Here is a 21,920-nt window from a genome sequence, read left to right as displayed (position 1 = left end):
GAATTACTTCGACTTCGCGCTGATGATCGCTTCTGCAACGTTCTTCGGAGCTTCAGCGTAGTGCTTGAACTCCATCGTGTACGTTGCACGACCTTGCGTGAGCGAGCGCAGCGACGTGGAATAGCCGAACATTTCCGACAGCGGCACTTCGGCGCGCACGATCTTGCCGCCGCCAACCATGTCGTCCATGCCCTGGATAATGCCGCGACGACCCGACAGGTCGCCCATCACGTTACCCATGAAGTCTTCCGGCGTTTCCACTTCCACTGCCATCATCGGCTCGAGCAGAACCGGATCAGCGCGGCGCATTGCTTCCTTGAACGCCATCGAACCGGCCATGCGGAACGCATTTTCGTTCGAGTCAACGTCGTGGTACGAACCGAACGTCAGCGTGACCTTCACGTCGACGACCGGGAAGCCTGCCAGCACGCCGCTCTTCAGCGTTTCCTGGATACCCTTGTCAACCGACGGGATGTATTCACGCGGAATCACGCCGCCCTTGATCGCGTCGATGAACTCGTAGCCCTTGCCCAGTTCGCTGCGCTCGAGCGTGATGACCGCATGGCCGTACTGACCGCGACCGCCCGACTGCTTGACGAACTTGCCTTCGACGTCCGCGGCCGACTTGCGGATGGTTTCGCGGTAAGCAACCTGCGGCTTGCCGACGGTCGCTTCCACGCCGAATTCACGCTTCATCCGGTCAACCAGAATTTCGAGGTGGAGCTCGCCCATGCCCGAAATGATCGTTTGACCCGATTCTTCGTCGGTCTGCACGCGGAACGACGGATCTTCCTGAGCCAGACGGTTCAGCGCCAGGCCCATCTTTTCCTGGTCAGCCTTCGTCTTCGGCTCGACGGCCTGCGAAATCACCGGCTCCGGGAAGATCATGCGTTCGAGCACGATCGGATGTGCCGGATCGCACAGCGTGTCGCCCGTGGTCGCTTCCTTCAGGCCGACCGCTGCAGCGATGTCGCCTGCGCGCACTTCCTTGATTTCTTCGCGCTGGTTCGCGTGCATCTGCAGAATACGGCCGAGACGTTCCTTCTTGCCCTTGGTCGCATTGAGCAGCGTGTCGCCCGAATTGACGACGCCCGAGTAGACGCGGAAGAAGATCAGCTGGCCGACGAACGGGTCGGTCATGATCTTGAACGCGAGCGACGAGAACTTTTCGTCGTCGGAAGCACGACGCTCCGTCTTCTCGCCGTTTTCGAGTTCGCCCGTAACCGGCGGAATGTCGACCGGCGACGGCAGGAAGTCGATCACGGCGTCGAGCATACGCTGCACGCCCTTGTTCTTGAACGCGGTACCGCACAGCATCGGCTGGATTTCGCACGCGATCGTACGGTCACGCAGACCCTTCACGATCTCGTCTTCCGTCAGCGAACCTGCTTCCAGGTACTGGTTCATCAGGTCTTCGCTCGACTCTGCAGCCGCCTCGACCATCTTTTCACGCCATTCGTTGCACGTGTCGACGAGTTCCGCCGGGATGTCGACGTAGTCGAACTTGGTACCTTGCGACGCTTCGTCCCAAATGATCGCCTTCATCTTGATCAGATCGACGACGCCCTTGAAGCCTTCTTCCGCACCGATCGGCACCACGACCGGAACCGGGTTCGCCTTCAGGCGCAGACGGAGCTGGTCGTAGACCTTGAAGAAGTTCGCGCCGGTACGGTCCATCTTGTTGACGAACGCGAGACGCGGCACCTTGTACTTGTTCGCCTGGCGCCACACCGTTTCCGACTGCGGCTGCACGCCGCCGACTGCGCAGTACACCATGCATGCGCCGTCGAGCACGCGCATCGAGCGCTCGACTTCAATCGTGAAGTCGACGTGGCCCGGGGTGTCGATGATGTTGATGCGGTGTTCCGGATAGTTGCCGCCCATGCCCTTCCAGAAGGCCGTGGTAGCAGCGGACGTGATCGTGATGCCACGTTCCTGTTCCTGCTCCATCCAGTCCATCGTGGCTGCGCCGTCGTGGACTTCACCGATCTTGTGGTTCACACCGGTGTAAAACAGAATGCGCTCGGTCGTCGTCGTTTTGCCGGCGTCGATGTGAGCGCTAATACCGATATTGCGGTAGCGCTCGATAGGAGTCTTGCGAGCCACTTTGATCCTCTACTGGGATGACACGATGCAGCCCGGCTGCATCATGCTTCAACACAAACGGGCGAGGCGCCTGAAAAGCGCACCCGCCCGGAATTTATTTCCGCTAACAGCCCAGCCAGGCGCTTAGAAACGGAAATGCGAGAACGCGCGGTTGGCTTCTGCCATGCGGTGAACTTCGTCGCGCTTCTTCATCGCGCCGCCACGGCCTTCGGCCGCTTCGGAGAGTTCACCTGCCAGGCGCAGGGCCATCGACTTCTCGCTACGCTTCTTCGCAGCCTCACGCAGCCAGCGCATCGCCAATGCCATACGACGCGACGGGCGCACTTCGACCGGAACTTGATAGTTGGCACCACCAACGCGGCGGCTCTTCACTTCGACCACCGGCTTCACGTTGTTGAGCGCAACCGTGAACACTTCCAGCGGGTCCTTGCCACCCTTGGTCTGGATTTGTTCGAATGCGCCATAAACGATGCGCTCTGCGACCGACTTCTTGCCGGACAGCATCAGCATGTTCATGAACTTGGCAACATCAACGTTACCGAACTTCGGATCCGGCAACACTTCCCGCTTGGGGACTTCGCGACGACGCGGCATGATTCTTCCTTTACTTGTTCAGTTGGAGCTGGTTCCAGCTCCGCGGCCACCAACAAACCCGATCACATCTTCACGACTAACCAGCTTGGCCGGGTGACCACTTACTCGACAGCACCGGCAATCCGGTACTCCCGCCTTGACCGCCCTGCGGCGATCCCTGATCAAAAACTGCTTACTTGGCAGCCTTTGCACGCTTCGCGCCGTACTTCGAGCGCGCTTGCTTACGGTCCTTGACGCCCTGGGTATCCAGCGAGCCGCGAACCATGTGGTAACGCACACCCGGCAAGTCCTTCACACGGCCGCCGCGGATCAGCACAACCGAGTGTTCCTGCAGGTTGTGGCCTTCACCGCCGATGTACGAAATCACTTCGAAGCCGTTCGTCAGACGAACCTTGGCGACCTTACGGAGTGCCGAGTTCGGCTTCTTCGGCGTCGTCGTGTACACACGGGTGCACACGCCGCGACGCTGGGGGCAGTCCTGCAGGGCCGGGCTCTTGCTCTTCGTCGTTTCCGACTGACGGCCTTTGCGAACCAGTTGGTTGATGGTTGGCATTGTTTATTCCTGAAATTGAACAAAATCTGCGCATCGATTTCGGGCAAAGCGAGAATCGGCGCACAGTTGACTTCCGAACTGGCGAATCGGGTGCGAGCTTTCGAACGCGACACAGCCCACCGAATACCGGAACCCAGCATCATATTCCGGAAATGCCAACTAAGTCAACGGCTTGCGTGATTTGCCGGTCGACCGCGTGGTTTACTGGAAGGGTCGGAACGCCTGTGTCAGGCCGATTCAACGACGTCGATGATCTCGTCGCCGAAGCGTTCGAGCTTGCGTACGCCCATGCCGGGGATGTGGCGCAGGTCGTCGATCGACTCCGGCGCGTTGCGCGCGATTTCCGCGAGCGTCGCATCGTGGAAGATCACGTAGGCCGGCACGCCGTCGGTCTTGGCGGTTTCCGCACGCCACGCACGCAGCGCGTCCCACCGCGCGCGCTCGCGCGTGCCCATGCCGGCCGTCGGGTCGACACGCGTGCCGCTGCGGCTCGACGACTGGCGCGTGCGTTGCGGCTTGACGTAGCGGCGCAGCGTGACCTTCTCCTCGTTCTTCAGCACGGGCTTCGCGGCCTCGGTCAGCACCAGCGCGCCGAAGCCGCCATGATCGACGGCCAGGTAGCCGTACGCGACGAGTTGCCGGAAAATCGCGCGCCATTCGGGCTCGGACAGCGATGCGCCGATCCCGAACGTCGTGAGCTGGTCGTGGCCGCGCTGCAACACCTTCTCGGTGCGCCCGCCGCGCAGGATCTCGATCAGGTGGCTCGAGCCGAAATTGAAGCCGCTCGCGCGCTGCGCGCGGAACACGCAAGACAGCGCCATCTGCGCCTCGCGCGTGGCATCCCACGATGCGGGCGGCTCGAGGCACGTGTCGCAGTTGCCGCACGGCTGGCTCTCTTCGCCGAAGTAGTTCAGCAGCCGCACGCGGCGGCACGAGATCGTCTCGCACAGCCCGAGCAGCGCATCGAGTTTCGACGTCTGCACGCGCTTGTGCGCGTCGTCCGCATCGGACTCGTCGATCATCTTGCGCTGCTGGACGACATCGCCGAGACCGTACGCCATCCATGCGTTCGCGGGCATCCCGTCGCGGCCCGCCCGGCCCGTTTCCTGGTAGTAGCCTTCGACGCTCTTCGGCAGATCCAGGTGCGCGACGAAGCGCACGTCGGGTTTGTCGATGCCCATGCCGAACGCGATCGTCGCGCACATCACGATGCCCTCTTCGCGCTGGAACATTTCCTGGTGCTTCTGTCGCACCTCGAACTCCATCCCCGCGTGATACGGCAGCGCGCGCACGCCCTGCGCCTTCAGCCACTCGGCCGTTTCCTCTACCTTGCGGCGCGACAGGCAATAGACGACGCCGGCGTCCGTCGTGCCGTCGGCGTTCGTGTGTTCGGCGCGGATGAAGTCGAGCAGCTGCGAGCGCGCGTTGTCCTTCTCGACGATCCGGTAGCGGATGTTCGGGCGGTCGAAGCTCGACACGAACACGCGCGCGTCGTCGAGCGCGAGACGATGGATGATCTCGTCGCGCGTGATCGCGTCGGCCGTGGCCGTCAGCGCGATGCGCGGCACCGCCGGGAACCGCTCGTGCAGTACCGACAGCTGGATGTATTCCGGACGGAAATCGTGCCCCCATTGCGACACGCAGTGCGCTTCGTCGATCGCGAACAGGCCGATTTTCGCGCGCTCGAGCAGGTCGAGGAAGCGCCCCGTCATCAACCGCTCCGGCGCGACATACAGCAGGTCGATTTCGCCTTCGCGCAGCGCGCGCTCGATGGCCGCGGCCTCGGCGCCCGACAGTGTCGAATTCAGATACGCCGCGCGTACGCCCACTTCCCTCAGTGCGGCGACCTGGTCCTGCATCAGCGCGATCAGCGGCGACACTACGATACCGGCACCCTGTCCGGCCTCGCGACGCAGCAGCGCGGGAATCTGGTAGCACAGCGACTTGCCGCCGCCGGTCGGCATCAGCACGAGACAATCGCCGCCGCCGGCGACGTGCTCGACGATCTCGCCCTGCTGGCCGCGAAAGGCGGAATAACCAAAGACTTCGTCGAGAATTTCGAGGGCGCGGGACATGAATGAGAACAAGGACGGCTAAACGATGACCGCAATTTTAACAACCCGCTCGCGCAGCGCGTGGCGAATCGTACGAAGTTGGTCGTTCGGCCAGGGTTCGTTCGCGTGCATCACGGGCCTGCCGCGGCCGCGCCGCAAGCAATCGCCGGGCATGCGGCGTTACTGCGCAGGCACGTCATGCACGTGAACGACGGATGAAAAAAAACCGCCCGGCAGAACCGGGCGGTTTCGGTGACAGCGTGGTGAGGCAAGGCGGCTCGCGCCGCCCGCGCTTACTCGGCTGCCGGGTGCTGTTGCGGCTCTTCCGCAGCAGGCGCGCTCGGCGTGCCGAAGTCGAATGCCTCTTCCGCTGCGATCTGGTCGAAACGCTCGCGATCCGACGATTCCTTCGCCTTGCGTGCCTTGTGGAACGCGAGACCCGTACCGGCCGGAATCAGACGGCCGACGATCACGTTTTCCTTCAGGCCACGCAGATCGTCGCGCTTGCCCATGATCGCCGCTTCGGTCAGCACGCGGGTCGTTTCCTGGAACGATGCCGCGGAGATGAACGAGTCGGTCGACAGCGACGCCTTCGTGATACCGAGCAGCACGTTGTCGTACGAAGCCGGACGCTTGTCCTCGGCGATCATGCGATCGTTCTCGTCCAGCATGTCGGAACGCTCGACCTGTTCGCCCGGGATGAAGCGCGTATCACCGTTGTCGGTGATCTGCACACGACGCAGCATCTGGCGAACGATCACCTCGATGTGCTTGTCGTTGATCTTCACGCCCTGCAGACGATACACGTCCTGCACTTCGTCGACGATGTAGCGCGACAGCGCCTCGATACCCTGCAGACGCAGGATGTCGTGCGGATCGGCCGGACCGTCCACGATCATTTCGCCCTTGTTGACGACCTGTGCATCGTGAACCAGAACCTGCTTTTCCTTCGCGATCAGGAACTCGTGCTGGTTGCCCTCGAGATCCGTGATGACGAGACGCTGCTTGCCCTTCGTGTCCTTACCGAACGACGTCGTACCGGTGACTTCCGCGAGAATGCCGGCATCCTTCGGCGAACGCGCTTCGAACAGTTCCGCCACCCGCGGCAGACCGCCGGTAATGTCACGCGTCTTCTGCGCTTCGGTCGGGATACGTGCGAGCACTTCACCGACCTGCACCTGCTGGCCATCCTTCACGGTGATCAGTGCGCCGACCTGGAAGCCGATCTGCACTGCGTGCTCCGTGCCCGGAATCTTCACTTCTTCGCCGTTCGCGTCGAGCAGCTTCACCTGCGGACGCACGCTCTTCGAAGCCTGCGAACCGCGACGCTTCACGTCGATCACGACCAGCGTCGACAGGCCGGTCACGTCGTCGATCTGCTTCGCGACGGTCACGCCTTCCTCGACGTTCTCGAACTTCACCGTACCACCGTACTCGGTGATGATCGGACGCGTCAGCGGATCCCACGTGGCGAGCTGCGTGCCTGCCTTGATCGTCACGCCGTCGAGCTGCAGCAGCGTCGCGCCGTACGGCACTTTGTGACGCTCGCGCTCGCGACCGAAGTCGTCGGTGATCATCGCTTCGCCAGAACGGGAAATGACGATCTGCTCGCCCTTCGCGTTCGTGACGTAGCGCATCGTCGCCGTGAAGCGCACGATACCGTTGCTCTTCGCTTCGACCGACGAAGCCACTGCCGCACGCGATGCCGCACCACCGATGTGGAACGTACGCATCGTCAGCTGCGTGCCCGGTTCACCGATCGACTGTGCCGCGATCACGCCGACTGCTTCGCCGACGTTCACGAGCGAGCCGCGGCCGAGGTCACGGCCGTAGCAGGCTGCGCACAGACCGTAACGCGTTTCGCAGGTCAGCGGCGTGCGCACGCGCACTTCGTCGATGCCGAGGCGTTCGATTTCCTCGACCGCCGTTTCGTCGAGCAGCATGCCCGATTCGTACACCGTTTCCTGCGTTTCCGGGTTCACGACGTCCGCAACCGCGACGCGGCCGAGGATACGGTCGCGCAGCGCTTCGACGACTTCACCGCCTTCGACCAGCGCCTTCATCGCGACGCCGTTCGACGTGCCGCAATCGTCTTCCACCACGACCAGATCCTGCGTGACGTCGACGAGACGACGCGTCAGGTAACCCGAGTTCGCGGTCTTCAGTGCCGTATCAGCCAGACCCTTACGTGCACCGTGGGTCGAGATGAAGTACTGCAACACGTTCAGACCTTCGCGGAAGTTCGCGGTAATCGGCGTCTCGATAATCGAGCCGTCCGGCTTCGCCATCAGGCCTCGCATACCGGCCAGCTGACGAATCTGAACCGCCGAACCCCGGGCGCCCGAGTCGGCCATCATGTAGATCGAGTTGAACGATTCCTGGCGCGTTTCCTTGCCGTCGCGGTCCGTCACCGGCTCCGTCGACAGCTGCTCCATCATCGCCTTGCCGACCGCTTCCGACGTTGCCGACCAGATGTCGACCACGTTGTTGTAGCGTTCCTGCGCGGTGACGAGACCCGACATGTACTGACGGTCGTACTCCTTCACCTTCTTCGCGGCGTCGCCGACGATCGTTTCCTTCTGCGGCGGCACGAGCATGTCGTCCACGCAGATCGAAATGCCGGCACGCGTCGCAAGACGGAAACCCGACTGCATCAGCTGATCGGCGAACACCACCGTCGCGCGCAGACCGCACTTGCGGAATGCCGTGTTGATCAGGCGCGAGATTTCCTTCTTCTTCAGCGGCTTGTTCAGCACCGAGAACGGCAGGCCGTGCGGCAGGATCTCCGACAGGATCGCGCGGCCAACGGTCGTCGCGTACAGCGAGATCTTCGGCACGAATTCCGGCGCGCCTTCCGACGTGTCTTCGTTGCGGACCATTTCGGTGATCCGCACGTTGACGCGCGATGCGAGCTCGACTTCCTTGTTCTCGTACGCGCGGATCGCTTCCGACACGCCCGTGAACGACAGGCCTTCGCCCTTGCCGTTGATCGCTTCGCGGGTCGCGTAGTACAGACCCAGCACGATATCCTGCGACGGCACGATCGACGGATCGCCGTTGGCCGGGAACAGCACGTTGTTCGACGCCAGCATCAGCGTACGCGCTTCCATCTGCGCTTCGAGCGACAGCGGCACGTGAACGGCCATCTGGTCACCGTCGAAGTCGGCGTTGAACGCCGCGCAGACGAGCGGGTGCAGCTGGATTGCCTTGCCTTCGATCAGCACCGGCTCGAACGCCTGGATACCGAGACGGTGCAGCGTCGGCGCACGGTTCAGCATCACCGGGTGCTCGCGGATCACCTCTTCGAGGATGTCCCACACCACCGGCGTCTGGTTCTCGACTTCCTTCTTCGCAGCCTTGATGGTCGTCGCGACGCCCATCACTTCCAGCTTGTTGAAGATGAACGGCTTGAACAGCTCGAGCGCCATCAGCTTCGGCAGACCGCACTGGTGCAGCTTCAGCGTCGGGCCGACCACGATGACCGAACGGCCCGAGTAGTCGACGCGCTTGCCCAGCAGGTTCTGACGGAAACGACCGCCCTTGCCCTTGATCATGTCGGCGAGCGACTTCAGCGGACGCTTGTTCGCGCCCGTCATCGCCTTGCCGCGACGACCGTTGTCGAGCAGCGAGTCGACGGCTTCCTGCAGCATCCGCTTTTCGTTGCGGACGATGATTTCAGGCGCCTTCAGCTCGAGCAGACGCTTCAACCGGTTGTTACGGTTGATCACGCGGCGATACAGGTCGTTCAGGTCCGACGTCGCGAAACGGCCGCCGTCCAGCGGCACGAGCGGACGCAGTTCCGGCGGCAGCACCGGCAGCACTTCGAGGATCATCCACTCGGGCTTGATGCCCGAGCGCTGGAATGCCTCGAGGACCTTCAGGCGCTTCGCGTACTTCTTGATCTTCGCTTCCGAGCCGGTGTTCTTCAGCTCGGTGCGCAGCGTCTCGACCTGCTCGTCGATGTTGATCGCGCGCAGCAGTTCACGCACGCCTTCCGCGCCCATCTCGGCACGGAATTCGTCGCCGTATTCCTCGACCTTGTTGTAGTAATCCTCTTCGGTCATGATCTGCCGCGCCTTCAGCGGCGTCATGCCCGGTTCGATCACCACATATGCTTCGAAGTACAGCACGCGTTCGATGTCGCGCAGCGTCATGTCGAGCACCATGCCCAGACGCGACGGCAGCGACTTCAGGAACCAGATGTGCGCGACCGGCGAGGCCAGTTCGATGTGGCCCATCCGTTCACGACGCACCTTCGCCAACGTCACTTCGACGCCGCACTTCTCGCAGATCACGCCGCGGTGCTTCAGACGCTTGTACTTGCCGCACAGGCACTCGTAGTCCTTGATCGGCCCGAAGATCTTCGCGCAGAAGAGACCATCGCGTTCAGGCTTGAACGTACGGTAGTTGATGGTCTCCGGCTTCTTCACTTCGCCGAACGACCACGAACGGATCTTGTCAGGCGAAGCCAGACCGATCTTGATCGCGTCGAAAACTTCTTCCTGTTGGACTTGCTTGAATAGATCGAGCAGAGCTTTCATTGCTTTCTCTCCGTAGTCCGATTAATTGCGGTCGAGATCGATGTCGATACCGAGCGAGCGGATTTCCTTCACGAGCACGTTGAAGGATTCCGGCATGCCTGCATCGATGACGTGATCACCCTTGACCAGGTTCTCATAGACCTTGGTCCGGCCGTTCACGTCGTCCGACTTCACCGTCAGCATTTCCTGCAGCACGTAGGACGCGCCGTACGCTTCGAGTGCCCACACTTCCATTTCACCGAAACGCTGGCCACCGAACTGCGCCTTACCACCCAGCGGCTGCTGCGTGACGAGCGAGTACGGGCCGGTCGAACGCGCGTGCATCTTGTCGTCGACCAAGTGGTGCAGCTTCAGGTAGTGCATGTAGCCGAGCGTCACGCGACGTTCGAACATTTCACCCGTGCGGCCGTCGTACAGACGGACCTGGTTCTTCGACGGGTTCATGCCGAGCTGTTCAGCGATGTCGTCCGGGAACGCGAGGTCGAGCATCTTGCCCATTTCTTCCTCGGTCGCACCGTCGAACACCGGCGTTGCGAACGGCACGCCTTCGCGCAGGTTCTTCGCGAGTTCGAGGATCTCTTCGTCGGTGAAGCTTTCCAGATCTTCCTGGCGGCCCGAGTCGTTGTAGATCTTCGTCAGGAACGCGCGCATTTCCTCGATCTTCGCCTGACGCTGCAGCATTTCGCCGATACGCCAGCCGAGACCCTTCGCGGCCCAGCCGAGGTGCACTTCCAGAACCTGACCCACGTTCATCCGCGACGGCACGCCGAGCGGGTTCAGCACGACGTCTGCCGGACGGCCGTCGGCCATGTACGGCATGTCTTCGATCGGGACGATCTTCGACACGACACCCTTGTTACCGTGACGGCCTGCCATCTTGTCGCCAGGCTGCAGACGACGCTTCACCGCGAGGTACACCTTGACCATCTTCAGCACGCCCGGCGGCAGTTCGTCGCCTTGCGTGAGCTTCTTGCGCTTCTCTTCGAACGCGAGGTCGAACTGGTGACGCTTTTCCTCGATCGAGTTCTTGATCGCTTCGAGCTGCGCCGCTGCTTCGTCGTCCGCGAGGCGGATGTCGAACCAGTGGTAGTGGTCGAGGTCTTCCAGGTAAGCCTGGTCGATCTTCGTACCCTTCGCGAGCTTCTTCGGACCGCCGTTCGCGACCTTGCCCACGAGCATGCGTGCGAGACGCTGGAACGCGTCGCCTTCCACGATGCGCAGCTGGTCGTTCAGGTCGAGACGATAGCGCTTCAGTTCGTCGTCGATGATCTGTTGCGCACGCTTGTCGCGCTGGATGCCTTCACGCGTGAACACCTGGACGTCGATCACGGTGCCGCTCATGCCCGACGGCACGCGCAGCGACGTGTCCTTCACGTCCGAAGCCTTCTCGCCGAAAATCGCGCGCAGCAGCTTCTCTTCCGGCGTCAACTGGGTCTCGCCCTTCGGCGTGACCTTGCCGACCATCACGTCGCCCGCTTCGACTTCCGCACCGATGTACACGATGCCCGATTCGTCGAGACGGCCGAGCTGGATTTCCGCCAGGTTCGAGATGTCGCGCGTGATTTCTTCCGGCCCGAGCTTCGTGTCACGTGCAACGACGTTCAGCTCTTCGATGTGGATCGACGTGTAGCGATCGTCCGCGACCACCTTCTCCGAGATCAGGATCGAATCCTCGAAGTTGTAGCCGTTCCACGGCATGAACGCGATCAGCATGTTCTGGCCGAGCGCGAGCTCGCCCAGGTCCGTCGAGGCGCCGTCGGCCAGCACGTCGCCGCGCGAGACCTTGTCGCCCATCTTCACGATCGGACGCTGGTTGATGTTCGTGTTCTGGTTCGAACGCGTGTACTTGATCAGGTTGTAGATGTCGACACCGACTTCACCTGCGACCGCTTCTTCGTCGTTCACGCGAATCACGATACGACCTGCGTCGACATAGTCGACGACGCCGCCACGGAACGCCTGAACCGTCGTACCCGAGTCGACCGCACAGGTGCGCTCGATGCCCGTCCCGACGACCGGCTTTTCCGGACGCAGACACGGCACGGCCTGACGCTGCATGTTCGAACCCATCAGTGCACGGTTCGCGTCATCGTGCTCGAGGAACGGAATCAGCGAGGCTGCAACCGACACGATCTGCGACGGCGCGACGTCCATGTACTGGATACGGTCCGGCGTGACCATCATCGTTTCGCCGGCTTCACGCGACGACACGAGTTCGTCGATCAGCTGGCCGTTCTCGTCGATCGCGGCGTTTGCCTGCGCGATCATGTAGCGGCCTTCCTCGATCGCCGACAGGTAGTCGATCTGGTCGGTCACCTTGCTGTCCACGACCTTGCGGTACGGCGTTTCGAGGAAGCCGTACTCGTTCAGGTGCGCGTACAGTGCGAGCGAGTTGATCAGGCCGATGTTCGGACCTTCCGGCGTTTCGATCGGGCACACGCGGCCATAGTGGGTCGGGTGCACGTCGCGGACTTCGAAGCCTGCGCGTTCGCGCGTCAGACCGCCCGGGCCCAGTGCGGAAACACGGCGCTTGTGCGTGATTTCCGACAGCGGGTTGGTCTGGTCCATGAACTGCGACAGCTGCGACGAACCGAAGAACTCGCGGATCGCCGACGAAATCGGCTTCGAGTTGATCAGGTCGTGCGGCATCAGGTTTTCGCTTTCGGCCTGGCCGAGGCGTTCCTTGACCGCGCGCTCGACACGCACGAGACCGGCGCGGAACTGGTTCTCCGCCAGTTCGCCGACGCAACGCACGCGACGGTTGCCGAGGTGGTCGATGTCGTCCACTTCGCCCTTGCCGTTGCGCAGCTCGACGAGGATCTTGATCGTCGCGAGGATGTCGTCGTCCTGCAGCGTCATCGGGCCGGTGATTTCATCACGGCTGACGCGGCGGTTGAACTTCATACGGCCGACCTTCGACAGGTCGTACGCTTCTTCGCTGTAGAACAGACGGTTGAACAGTGCCTCGACCGCTTCTTCGGTCGGCGGCTCGCCCGGACGCATCATGCGGTAGATCGCGATACGAGCGGCCGTACGGTCGGTCGTTTCGTCGACACGCAGCGTCGACGAGATGTACGGGCCCTGGTCCAGGTCGTTCGTGTAGAGCGTCTGGATGTCCTTGATGCCCGCTTCGCGCAGCTTCTCGAGCACGCTTTCCGTGACTTCGTCGTTCGCGCTCGCGATCACTTCGCCGGTGTCGCCGTCGACGACGTTCTTCGCCAGCACGCGGCCGAGCAGATAGTCTTCCGGCACCGAGATGAACTTGGTCTTCGCGGCTTCGAGGTCGCGAATGTGCTTCGCGTTGATCCGCTTGTCCTTCTGGACAATGACCTTGCCATCACGGTCCGTGATGTCGAAACGCGCGACTTCACCACGCAGGCGCTCGGGCACGAACTCGAGTTGCGCGCCTTCGTCCATCAGCGTGAAGTTGTCGAACACGAAGAAGTTCGCGAGGATCTGTTCCGGCGTCAGGCCGATGGCCTTCAGCAGGATCGTCACCGGCATCTTGCGGCGACGGTCGACGCGGAAGTACAGGATGTCCTTCGGATCGAATTCGAAGTCGAGCCACGAGCCGCGGTACGGAATGATCCGTGCCGAGAACAGCAGCTTGCCCGAGCTGTGCGTCTTGCCCTTGTCGTGTTCGAAGAACACGCCCGGCGAACGGTGCAGCTGCGAGACGATGACACGCTCGGTGCCGTTGATGACGAACGAGCCCGTCGGCGTCATGAGCGGAATTTCGCCCATGTACACTTCCTGCTCCTTCACTTCCTTGACGACCGGCTTGTTCGGCGATTCCTTGTCGAGAATGACAAGGCGGACCTTCGCGCGCAGCGCGGAGCAGTACGTCAGGCCCCGCTGCTGGCATTCCTTGATGTTGAATGCCGGCGAGGACAGCGCATAGCTCACGAACTCGAGGCGCGCGAAACCGTTGTGCGAAACAATGGGAAATACCGATGTGAACGCGGCCTGCAAACCTTCAGGCTTGCGTTGTGTCGCCGGCACATCGGCTTGCAGAAACGTGCTGAATGATTCAAGCTGGGTAGCCAGCAAGAACGGAACTTGGTGAACGATGGGGCGCTTCGCGAAACTCTTGCGAATGCGCTTCTTCTCGGTGAAGGAATATTGCATACGATCTCCGAATCACGGCGGGTGCTATCGAGGCGGAATACCTGGACGTTTCAAACCCGAGTGTTCACCGACTGAGACCCGATGGCCGTTGACGGCTTGAACGAGCCGAGAAGCTTGGTGGTTGGCCGCTACCAACCGCTGGCTGACGGCAGCGGATGCCTGTGTTGCCCGCTACCCGACCAAACTTGCCTTCTGCAGTCGCTTCAGAAGACAAAGAGAACCGCCAATCGTAAGTGACCTTTCACAACGATCAGGCGGTTTTCTTTGGCCTCTAGGGCCGATTATTCGGGCTCCCGAATGAGTGCCAGAATAACGTTCCCACAAAGCACAAAAAGGCCGGCGGTGAAAATACCGCCAGCCTTCGCACAGCGCGTCGAAACTTACTTGATTTCGACCTTCGCGCCTGCTTCTTCCAGCTTCTTCTTGGCTTCTTCAGCAGCAGCCTTGGCGACGCCTTCCTTGACGGCCTTCGGTGCACCGTCAACCAGGTCCTTCGCTTCCTTCAGGCCCAGGCCCGTCAGTTCGCGAACGGCCTTGATGACCGAAACCTTGTTGGCGCCAGCTTCAGCCAGAACGACCGTGAATTCGGTCTGTTCTTCAGCTGCAGCAGCAGCGCCGCCGCCTGCCGGGCCAGCGACTGCCACTGCAGCTGCCGACACGCCAAACTTCTCTTCGAACGCCTTGACCAGTTCGTTCAGTTCCAGAACGGTCATCCCTTCGACTGCTGCCAGGATGTCTTCTTTTGCGATTGCCATTTGAAATACTCCTAAATTGAATTCGGATACAGCCAGCGATCAATGACGCTGATGCACGCTCGATTACGCAGCTTCCGCTTGCTTCTTCTCGGCCAGCGCGGCCAGAGCACGCGCGAAGCCCGAAACAGGCGATTGCATAACGAACAGCAGCTTCGAGAGCAGTTCTTCGCGGCTCGGGATGCTTGCCAGCGCTTGCACGCCAGCCTTGTCCATCACCTTGCCATCGAACGAACCAGCCTTGATGACCAACTTGTCATTGCTCTTGCTGAAGTCGTTGACGACCTTAGCAGCAGCAATTGCATCTTCCGAGATGCCGTAGATCAGCGGACCAGTCATCTGCTCTGCCAGCGGAGCAAACGGCGTACCTTCGACAGCGCGACGCGCCAGCGTGTTCTTCAACACGCGCAGGTAAACCTGTTGCTCACGCGCTTTCGCGCGCAGCTTGGTCAGATCGCCAACCGCAATTCCACGATACTCAGCCAGCACAACGGTCTGGGCCTTCGCGACTTGCGCGGAAACCTCAGCGACGACGGCTTGCTTGTCTTCTCTATTAAGCGGCACGGTTAGCCTCCAGAAACGATACGTTCGGCGCGGCCGGCATGGCCGAAACCTCACGTACCTCGTTCAACAACGGCGTCCGACCTCGTTAGGAGTATTTCCACCTCACGCCACGAATCGCTTCACGGCCTGCGGCTTCACCACTGCAAAACTTTTTCGGGTTCGCCATCTGCGTTGGCTTGAATTAAGGGATCACCTGACTGCTGCGCCCCACCAACGGTCTTTGATAACCGGTTGCCCGCCACACTGCACGAACAACCGCCCAAAGCCCATGTAGGCCGCTTCGCGAACGAAGCGGCCCGAATACTTGCTTACTGCGCTGCCAGCGTAGCCTGGTCGACACGCACGCCGACGCCCATCGTGCTCGACAGTGCGATCTTGCGCAGGTACACGCCCTTGCTCGTTGCCGGCTTGGCCTTCTGCAGCGCTTCGATCAGTGCCGACAGGTTCGAACGCAGTGCGGTCGGCTCGAACGATGCACGGCCGATGGTCGCGTGGATGATACCGGCCTTGTCGACACGGAATTGCACCTGACCAGCCTTCGCGTTCTTGACGGCGGTTGCGACGTCCGGCGTGACCGTACCGACCTTCGGGTTCGGCATCAGGCCGCGCGGGCCGAGGATCTGGCCGAGCGTACCGACGATACGCATCGTGTCCGGCGAAGCGATCACGATGTCGAAGTCCATCTGGCCAGCCTTGATCTGCTCAGCCAGGTCTTCCATACCGACGATTTCCGCGCCTGCTGCACGAGCTTGCTCGGCCTTTTCGCCTTGCGCGAACACGGCAACGCGAACCGACTTGCCCGTACCGGCCGGCAGAACGACCGAACCACGAACGACCTGGTCCGACTTCTTTGCATCGATGCCGAGCTGGACTGCGACGTCGATCGACTCGTCGAACTTCGCGCTCGCGCATTCCTTCACGAGGCTCAGTGCGTCTTCGATCGCGTACAGCTTCTGACGATCAACCTTGGCGGCAAATGCCTGACGGCGCTTGGAGATCTTAGCCATTTACACGCCCTCCACAGTGATGCCCATCGAGCGTGCGCTACCAGCGATGGTGCGAACGGCTGCGTCCAGATCAGCTGCCGTAAGGTCCGGCATCTTGGTCTTTGCGATTTCTTCAGCTTGAGCACGCGTGATCGAACCGACCTTGTCGGTGTGCGGCTTGCTCGAGCCCTTGTCCACCTTCGCCGCCTTCTTGATCAGGACGGTTGCCGGCGGCGTCTTCATCACGAACGTGAAGCTCTTGTCAGCGAATGCCGTGATGACCACCGGCACCGGCAGACCCGGCTCCATGCCTTGAGTCTGCGCGTTGAACGCCTTGCAGAACTCCATGATGTTCAGGCCGCGCTGGCCCAGTGCCGGACCGACCGGCGGCGACGGGTTGGCTTTACCTGCAGGGATCTGCAGCTTGATAAAGCCGATAATCTTCTTTGCCATTTGTGAACCTCATTGGAACGCCGGAGGGGCGTTCGGTGAGTAATAACGCGCGTTCGCCGCTGGCTACTGACGCTCCTCAACGGCCATAACGCGGGCCGTAAGCGCGAAGGTGGGCAGCCGAGGCTGCCCACCGAATCGGGATCAAACTTTTTCGACCTGGCCGAACTCGAGTTCGACTGGGGTGGATCGACCAAAGATGGTGACCGACACACGCACGCGCGATTTTTCGTAGTTGACTTCTTCGACGGTGCCGTTGAAGTCCGTGAACGGGCCTTCCTTGACGCGCACCATCTCGCCGACTTCGAACAGGGTCTTCGGGCGCGGCTTTTCGACGCCTTCCTGCATCTGCGACATGATCTTCTCGACTTCCTTCGGGGAAATCGGGGTCGGGCGGTTGCGCGCACCGCCGACGAAACCGGTGACCTTCGCGGTGTTCTTCACGAGGTGCCACGTTTCGTCCGTCATTTCCATTTCCACCAGCACGTAGCCGGGGAAGAAACGACGCTCGGTCACGGCCTTGTGGCCGCCCTTGACTTCGACCACTTCTTCGGTCGGGACCAGGATCTGACCGAATTTGTCCTGCATGCCAGCACGTTCGATGCGCTCCTGAAGCGCACGTTGCACGCTCTTCTCCATACCGGAGTAGGCGTGCACGACGTACCAACGTTTTCCGCTCGGGGATGCCGGAGTATCGCTCATATCATTTCCAACCCAGAATCGCCGAGAAAATCACCCATTCGATCGATTTGTCACTCAACCAGAGGAAAATCGCCATCACGAGCACGAAACCGAACACGACGAGTGTGGTTTGCGTTGCTTCCTTGCGGGTGGGCCAAACGACCTTCCGGACTTCCTTGTACGAATCCTTGGCAAAGGCGATGAGGCTCTTGCCAGGGGCGGACATCAGCCCGACGGCCACGCCGGCGATGATACCTACCGCCAACGCGGCACCGCGGACATACCACTGCTGATTGGCCAGCCAGAAGAAGCCCACGAATCCGGCCAACACCAGCAATACACCCAGGGCCAGCATCAGCTTATCGCCGGAGGTATTTACAGTTTCGACGGATGGATTCGCCATAACACCTTAAAACAAATGCCACGTAGGACACGTGGCTATTTTTTGGCAGGGGCAGAGGGAATCGAACCCCCAACCTTCGGTTTTGGAGACCGACGCTCTGCCAGTTGAGCTATACCCCTAAACCATGTTGGGGCCGGCTGTTGCCAGCCCCAAAACTGTCGATCAACGAATAACTGGCTTACTCGATGATCTTGGCGACGACGCCGGCGCCGACCGTACGGCCGCCTTCGCGGATTGCGAAGCGCAGACCTTCTTCCATCGCGATCGGAGCGATCAGCTTCACCGTGATCGACACGTTGTCGCCCGGCATCACCATTTCCTTGTCCTTCGGCAGCTCGATCGAGCCCGTCACGTCCGTCGTACGGAAGTAGAACTGCGGACGGTAGTTGTTGAAGAACGGCGTGTGACGGCCGCCTTCGTCCTTGCTCAGCACGTACACTTCAGCCGTGAAGTGCGTGTGCGGCGTGATCGAACCCGGCTTCGCCAGAACCTGGCCACGCTCAACGTCTTCACGCTTCGTGCCGCGCAGCAGGATACCAACGTTGTCGCCTGCTTGACCTTGGTCCAGCAGCTTGCGGAACATTTCAACGCCCGTGCAGGTCGTCTTCACCGTCGGCTTGATACCGACGATTTCGATTTCTTCGCCGACCTTCACGATGCCGCGCTCGACACGACCCGTCACAACCGTACCACGGCCCGAGATCGAGAACACGTCTTCCACCGGCATCAGGAACGCGCCGTCAACTGCACGCTCCGGCGTCGGGATGTACGTGTCCAGCGCGTCGGCCAGGCTCATGATCGCCACTTCGCCCAGCTCGCCCGTGTCGCCTTCCAGCGCCAGCTTCGCCGAACCCTTCACGATCGGCGTGTCGTCGCCCGGGAAGTCGTACTTCGACAGGAGTTCGCGAACTTCCATCTCGACCAGCTCGAGCAGTTCAGCATCGTCCACCATGTCGCACTTGTTCAGGAACACGATGATGTACGGAACGCCAACCTGACGTGCCAGCAGGATGTGCTCACGCGTCTGCGGCATCGGGCCGTCAGCTGCCGAGCAAACCAGGATCGCGCCGTCCATCTGCGCTGCGCCCGTGATCATGTTCTTCACATAGTCAGCGTGGCCCGGGCAGTCAACGTGTGCGTAGTGGCGGTTAGCCGTTTCGTACTCGACGTGTGCCGTGTTGATCGTGATGCCGCGCGCCTTTTCTTCCGGTGCCGCGTCGATCTGGTCGTATGCCTTCGCTTCGCCGCCGAACTTCTTCGTCAGAACCGTCGTGATCGCTGCCGTCAGCGTCGTCTTGCCGTGGTCAACGTGACCAATCGTACCAACGTTCACGTGCGGCTTGGTCCGCTCGAATTTACCCTTGGCCATTTTCGACTCCCAAAAGGAATTTCACAGGTTGCGCCGCGCGCAAACAAGACACTGACTTTTTACTGCTGGTGCCCATGGGCAGGATCGAACTGCCGACCTCTCCCTTACCAAGGGAGTGCTCTACCACTGAGCCACATGGGCGCTTAACGCTTCAACTTAGCGGTCTGGAGCGGGTGAAGGGAATCGAACCCTCGTCGTAAGCTTGGAAGGCTTCTGCTCTACCATTGAGCTACACCCGCACGGGCCACTAACGATTCCTTACCGCTCACTGCGCTGATATCTTGGTGGAGGAGGTTGGATTCGAACCAACGTAGGCGTAAGCCAACAGATTTACAGTCTGCCCCCTTTAGCCACTCGGGCACCCCTCCGTAGAGAACTGACGATTATGGGGGTGCATCGCACTCGTGTCAAGCACATCCGGAAGATTATTTTCACTCTCTTCCCGACTCCTGCTTTACCACCGATCCCCCGCCCCTGCCCGGCTAAAGGCAAGCACGAGATGCTGCCGACCGGCGCCACATCTTCGTCAGACTCCGCCCTTAGCGCCGATCTGCATCTGCGCTAAAAACGAAAGACCGCCATCATACGACCTCTTTCGCACAATGCCAAGCGGGTAGACGCAAATTTCCGCAAATTTCATGCCGGGCGGCTTCGTCGATCCCGTCTGCGGCGTTCGCGACGGCCTCAGTACCCGGCTGTTTGCCGGAAATCGGGGTTTCGCGCTATCCATTCCGCGACTGCCTGGCTCGATCTGCCGGCCGTACCCAGCGGGGTTTATTTGCGCCTCCCGGCGCCTGGGCCTCGCAACGGCTCCAGCGCGTTCGCACGAAACGCCGACAGACTTCCCCCGCCCCTGGCGACGTCGGCGGCCGGCGCGATACCATCCCAAGCCTCCGATCATCTTCCCGTGCGACTTTTTGTGCACCTGCTTGCTCTTGCGATTGCCTTCATGGCCTTGACCGCAAATGCCACCAACCCGGCTGACGCCTGGTGTCGCTCGAGCACGATCGCAGAGATCCGTCATCAAGCCTCGGAAGGCAGCCGCACTGTGAAACGGCCCAGGGCAGGTGTAGCGCTCGCTGCATATGACAGGCTGGAGCCGGCGCTCGATGCCGGACGCCTGAGCTCGACACATAGCAGCTCGTCCGCCGTACGGCCAATGGATCAGGACGCGATAGCCTATGCATGGCTACTCGACGATGAGTCCGCCTACCTCATCGCCGCCGGCGACAGCGCCCCGCCAACCAAATCCGACGGTGCGGCCTGCCTGGACGCCTAACAGCCCTTGCTCGGCGACGACATGCCTCCACACGCAGGCTTGTCTCACAAGCTCCGCTCCGCGACCTTGGCAAGCGTCCTGCAGTGCAGCGCGCATTGCCTCGCCCTGTTGTGCAAACCGGACAACGTCAGCATCCGGTCGGCTTATCGCAGCGAATCCTCGGCGCACACCCGACATCCTGCGTGCCCGTACGACGCACGCCTCGTTCAGCTGAATGCGAATATTTGCGTGGAGTTCGATGCGGGCGCTTTCGCCGCATCGCATAACTCCGAAGATGCTGGAGAGTTGCCCCGCAATTCCGTGGCGTTGACGTCCGACACGCACTGCTCAGCGATGCTCGTGCTGACCCGGGATCAAGGCCGGAGCGCGATGCGCCGGTTTCCGCCAGGCAAAGATTCCGCACCGAGCGACCCAAACACGGAGTGCTCGGTGCAATCGATTGGCGTCAACGCAAGCTTTGCGCCGATCGAGGAAGGAAGAGATTGCTTCGGCGGTACCGCCTATTCGCTCATCGAGGAAATCTACGTGTTACGAGACGGCCAATCGATACCCGCCAAAAGGAACAGCACTGATTTTTGACGGCGTCCGCCCGGCGACGCACACACACGTTGCAACCGGCGCTGCGGCCGGATCCCTGGCCTTTGCTGCGAACCGGGCGCCCAACGCCTCGGATTAGCAGGTTGCGCGTGATATCTGAAGGATTAAGCGAAGAACGGCGCTTGATAACGCCACTTCGCGTTATCCGACGCAATTCTGGTGCGTAGCTTCATTGCGCCACGATCATTCGGCGCCTTCGACAAGAAACGTCGGAGTTCATACACTCCGAACCGAGTACACCGCTCACACGAGCGGCGAACTGGGGTGCGAGAAACGCAAAGCGCATCTCGTAGCAAAGTGGTAAATGCCGCAGTTTTCGCAGAAAAAGCGCTCAATAAGCGCGTAGATGGGATGAGATGGCAGATTGCCGGACGGCAGGACGTATTGCGCCGTGCCGCGGTGCTGTGCGAAGCCGCCGAGAGGAAGTTGCCGCGAATAGTCGATCGAGCGCTCGACCATATCGGCTGCCAACTGAGAGCGCCGCCACTTCGAACAGGGGGCGGGAGGATAGCAGCCTCGGCAACATCAGTTGCTGGTGCTTGGCCAACTCGGGTAGTCGGAATGAATTTGCGCCGATTGCGTGGATGCGACCTCGGCCCGAATCGACGTCGTCAACGCCTCAGTTCCGGCCGCATTGCGCCTGGCCAGCTCGCGTGCATTTCTGCCGCTCAAATGCAAAAACCCCCGCCTTTCGGGCGGGGGTTTCTGGCTTAGGGAGCCTGACGATTACCTACTTTCACACGGGAATCCGCACTATCATCGGCGTAGAGTCGTTTCACGGTCCTGTTCGGGATGGGAAGGGGTGGGACCGACTCGCTATGGTCATCAGGCAAAGAGGGTTGTTGCGCTGCTTCGCAGCACAA

The 21,920-nt window shown here is 61.2% G+C and carries 15 protein-coding genes, 4 tRNA genes and 1 rRNA gene; 1 reads left to right on the top strand and 19 read right to left on the bottom strand.

Annotated features, from left to right (window positions below; genetic code table 11):
* Positions 1-3: 3 nt before the first annotated feature.
* The 17 genes from fusA to KEC55_RS01320 form a co-directional block, all read right to left on the bottom strand.
* Entirely contained in the window at positions 4-2,106 is a 2,103-nt protein-coding gene (gene fusA, locus KEC55_RS01400) for an elongation factor G (RefSeq protein WP_176051124.1), read from the bottom strand.
* A 123-nt stretch (positions 2,107-2,229) separates the two neighbouring features.
* Positions 2,230-2,700: a 30S ribosomal protein S7 gene (rpsG, locus tag KEC55_RS01395; RefSeq protein ID WP_006477195.1), complete on the bottom strand. Its 471-nt coding sequence runs from the start codon at positions 2,698-2,700 to the stop codon at positions 2,230-2,232.
* A gap of 172 nt (positions 2,701-2,872) precedes the next feature.
* A complete protein-coding gene (gene rpsL, locus KEC55_RS01390; protein ID WP_006400662.1) occupies positions 2,873-3,253 on the bottom strand; it encodes a 30S ribosomal protein S12 in 381 nt (126 codons plus the stop codon).
* A 227-nt stretch (positions 3,254-3,480) separates the two neighbouring features.
* On the bottom strand, positions 3,481-5,328 hold the full coding sequence (recQ, locus tag KEC55_RS01385; protein ID WP_282506427.1) for a DNA helicase RecQ: 1,848 nt from the start codon (positions 5,326-5,328) through the stop codon (positions 3,481-3,483).
* Positions 5,329-5,600: 272 nt separating this feature from the next.
* Positions 5,601-9,848 (bottom strand): DNA-directed RNA polymerase subunit beta', encoded by a 4,248-nt coding sequence (gene rpoC / locus KEC55_RS01380; protein ID WP_176051126.1) that lies wholly within the window; start codon positions 9,846-9,848, stop codon positions 5,601-5,603.
* 21 nt (positions 9,849-9,869) lie between these two features.
* Positions 9,870-13,976 carry a DNA-directed RNA polymerase subunit beta gene (gene rpoB, locus KEC55_RS01375; RefSeq protein WP_282506426.1) on the bottom strand — a complete coding sequence of 1,369 codons (4,107 nt, stop codon included), beginning with the start codon at positions 13,974-13,976 and terminating at the stop codon, positions 9,870-9,872.
* A 380-nt stretch (positions 13,977-14,356) separates the two neighbouring features.
* Positions 14,357-14,731 carry a 50S ribosomal protein L7/L12 gene (rplL, locus tag KEC55_RS01370; protein WP_176051128.1) on the bottom strand — a complete coding sequence of 125 codons (375 nt, stop codon included), beginning with the start codon at positions 14,729-14,731 and terminating at the stop codon, positions 14,357-14,359.
* 63 nt (positions 14,732-14,794) lie between these two features.
* Positions 14,795-15,292, bottom strand: a complete 498-nt coding sequence (gene rplJ, locus KEC55_RS01365) for a 50S ribosomal protein L10 (protein WP_021161756.1) — start codon at positions 15,290-15,292, stop codon at positions 14,795-14,797.
* Positions 15,293-15,600: 308 nt separating this feature from the next.
* Positions 15,601-16,299 (bottom strand): 50S ribosomal protein L1, encoded by a 699-nt coding sequence (gene rplA / locus KEC55_RS01360; protein WP_006482906.1) that lies wholly within the window; start codon positions 16,297-16,299, stop codon positions 15,601-15,603.
* Positions 16,300-16,731 (bottom strand): 50S ribosomal protein L11, encoded by a 432-nt coding sequence (rplK, locus tag KEC55_RS01355; RefSeq protein WP_006477201.1) that lies wholly within the window; start codon positions 16,729-16,731, stop codon positions 16,300-16,302.
* A gap of 141 nt (positions 16,732-16,872) precedes the next feature.
* Entirely contained in the window at positions 16,873-17,430 is a 558-nt protein-coding gene (gene nusG / locus KEC55_RS01350) for a transcription termination/antitermination protein NusG (protein WP_006400672.1), read from the bottom strand.
* A gap of 1 nt (position 17,431) precedes the next feature.
* Complete coding sequence (gene secE, locus KEC55_RS01345; protein WP_006482892.1) at positions 17,432-17,812, bottom strand: preprotein translocase subunit SecE; 381 nt, start codon at positions 17,810-17,812, stop codon at positions 17,432-17,434.
* A gap of 43 nt (positions 17,813-17,855) precedes the next feature.
* A tRNA-Trp gene (locus KEC55_RS01340) sits at positions 17,856-17,931 on the bottom strand.
* A 59-nt stretch (positions 17,932-17,990) separates the two neighbouring features.
* Complete coding sequence (gene tuf / locus KEC55_RS01335) at positions 17,991-19,181, bottom strand: elongation factor Tu (protein ID WP_011350666.1); 1,191 nt, start codon at positions 19,179-19,181, stop codon at positions 17,991-17,993.
* 66 nt (positions 19,182-19,247) lie between these two features.
* Positions 19,248-19,322, bottom strand: a tRNA-Thr gene (locus KEC55_RS01330).
* A gap of 24 nt (positions 19,323-19,346) precedes the next feature.
* Positions 19,347-19,420, bottom strand: a tRNA-Gly gene (locus KEC55_RS01325).
* A 43-nt stretch (positions 19,421-19,463) separates the two neighbouring features.
* Positions 19,464-19,549 (bottom strand) — tRNA-Tyr (locus KEC55_RS01320).
* A 977-nt stretch (positions 19,550-20,526) separates the two neighbouring features.
* Here KEC55_RS01320 and KEC55_RS01315 point away from each other — a divergent pair.
* Positions 20,527-21,039: a hypothetical protein gene (locus KEC55_RS01315; protein ID WP_282506424.1), complete on the top strand. Its 513-nt coding sequence runs from the start codon at positions 20,527-20,529 to the stop codon at positions 21,037-21,039.
* 261 nt (positions 21,040-21,300) lie between these two features.
* Here KEC55_RS01315 and KEC55_RS01310 read toward each other — a convergent pair whose 3' ends face one another.
* Together KEC55_RS01310 and rrf are read right to left on the bottom strand one after the other, a co-directional pair.
* Complete coding sequence (locus KEC55_RS01310; RefSeq protein WP_282506423.1) at positions 21,301-21,528, bottom strand: hypothetical protein; 228 nt, start codon at positions 21,526-21,528, stop codon at positions 21,301-21,303.
* Between the two features lie 246 nt (positions 21,529-21,774).
* Positions 21,775-21,887 (bottom strand): 5S ribosomal RNA (gene rrf / locus KEC55_RS01305).
* Positions 21,888-21,920 lie beyond the last annotated feature (33 nt).

It is taken from the genome of Burkholderia cepacia, assembly GCF_029962485.1.
GTDB lineage: Bacteria > Pseudomonadota > Gammaproteobacteria > Burkholderiales > Burkholderiaceae > Burkholderia.
Note: the sequence above shows the minus strand (reverse complement) of the source record. Positions and strands in the feature narration are given on the sequence as shown.

Coding starts and splice junctions, on each gene's coding strand:
- rplL (WP_176051128.1), bottom strand. CDS start 14,731: ATGGCAATCGCAAAAGAAGACATCCTGGCAGCAGTCGAAGGGATGACC.
- secE (WP_006482892.1), bottom strand. CDS start 17,812: ATGGCGAATCCATCCGTCGAAACTGTAAATACCTCCGGCGATAAGCTG.
- rpsG (WP_006477195.1), bottom strand. CDS start 2,700: ATGCCGCGTCGTCGCGAAGTCCCCAAGCGGGAAGTGTTGCCGGATCCG.
- rplK (WP_006477201.1), bottom strand. CDS start 16,731: ATGGCAAAGAAGATTATCGGCTTTATCAAGCTGCAGATCCCTGCAGGT.
- tuf (WP_011350666.1), bottom strand. CDS start 19,181: ATGGCCAAGGGTAAATTCGAGCGGACCAAGCCGCACGTGAACGTTGGT.
- recQ (WP_282506427.1), bottom strand. CDS start 5,328: ATGTCCCGCGCCCTCGAAATTCTCGACGAAGTCTTTGGTTATTCCGCC.
- rpsL (WP_006400662.1), bottom strand. CDS start 3,253: ATGCCAACCATCAACCAACTGGTTCGCAAAGGCCGTCAGTCGGAAACG.
- rpoC (WP_176051126.1), bottom strand. CDS start 9,848: ATGAAAGCTCTGCTCGATCTATTCAAGCAAGTCCAACAGGAAGAAGTT.
- rpoB (WP_282506426.1), bottom strand. CDS start 13,976: ATGCAATATTCCTTCACCGAGAAGAAGCGCATTCGCAAGAGTTTCGCG.
- rplA (WP_006482906.1), bottom strand. CDS start 16,299: ATGGCTAAGATCTCCAAGCGCCGTCAGGCATTTGCCGCCAAGGTTGAT.
- nusG (WP_006400672.1), bottom strand. CDS start 17,430: ATGAGCGATACTCCGGCATCCCCGAGCGGAAAACGTTGGTACGTCGTG.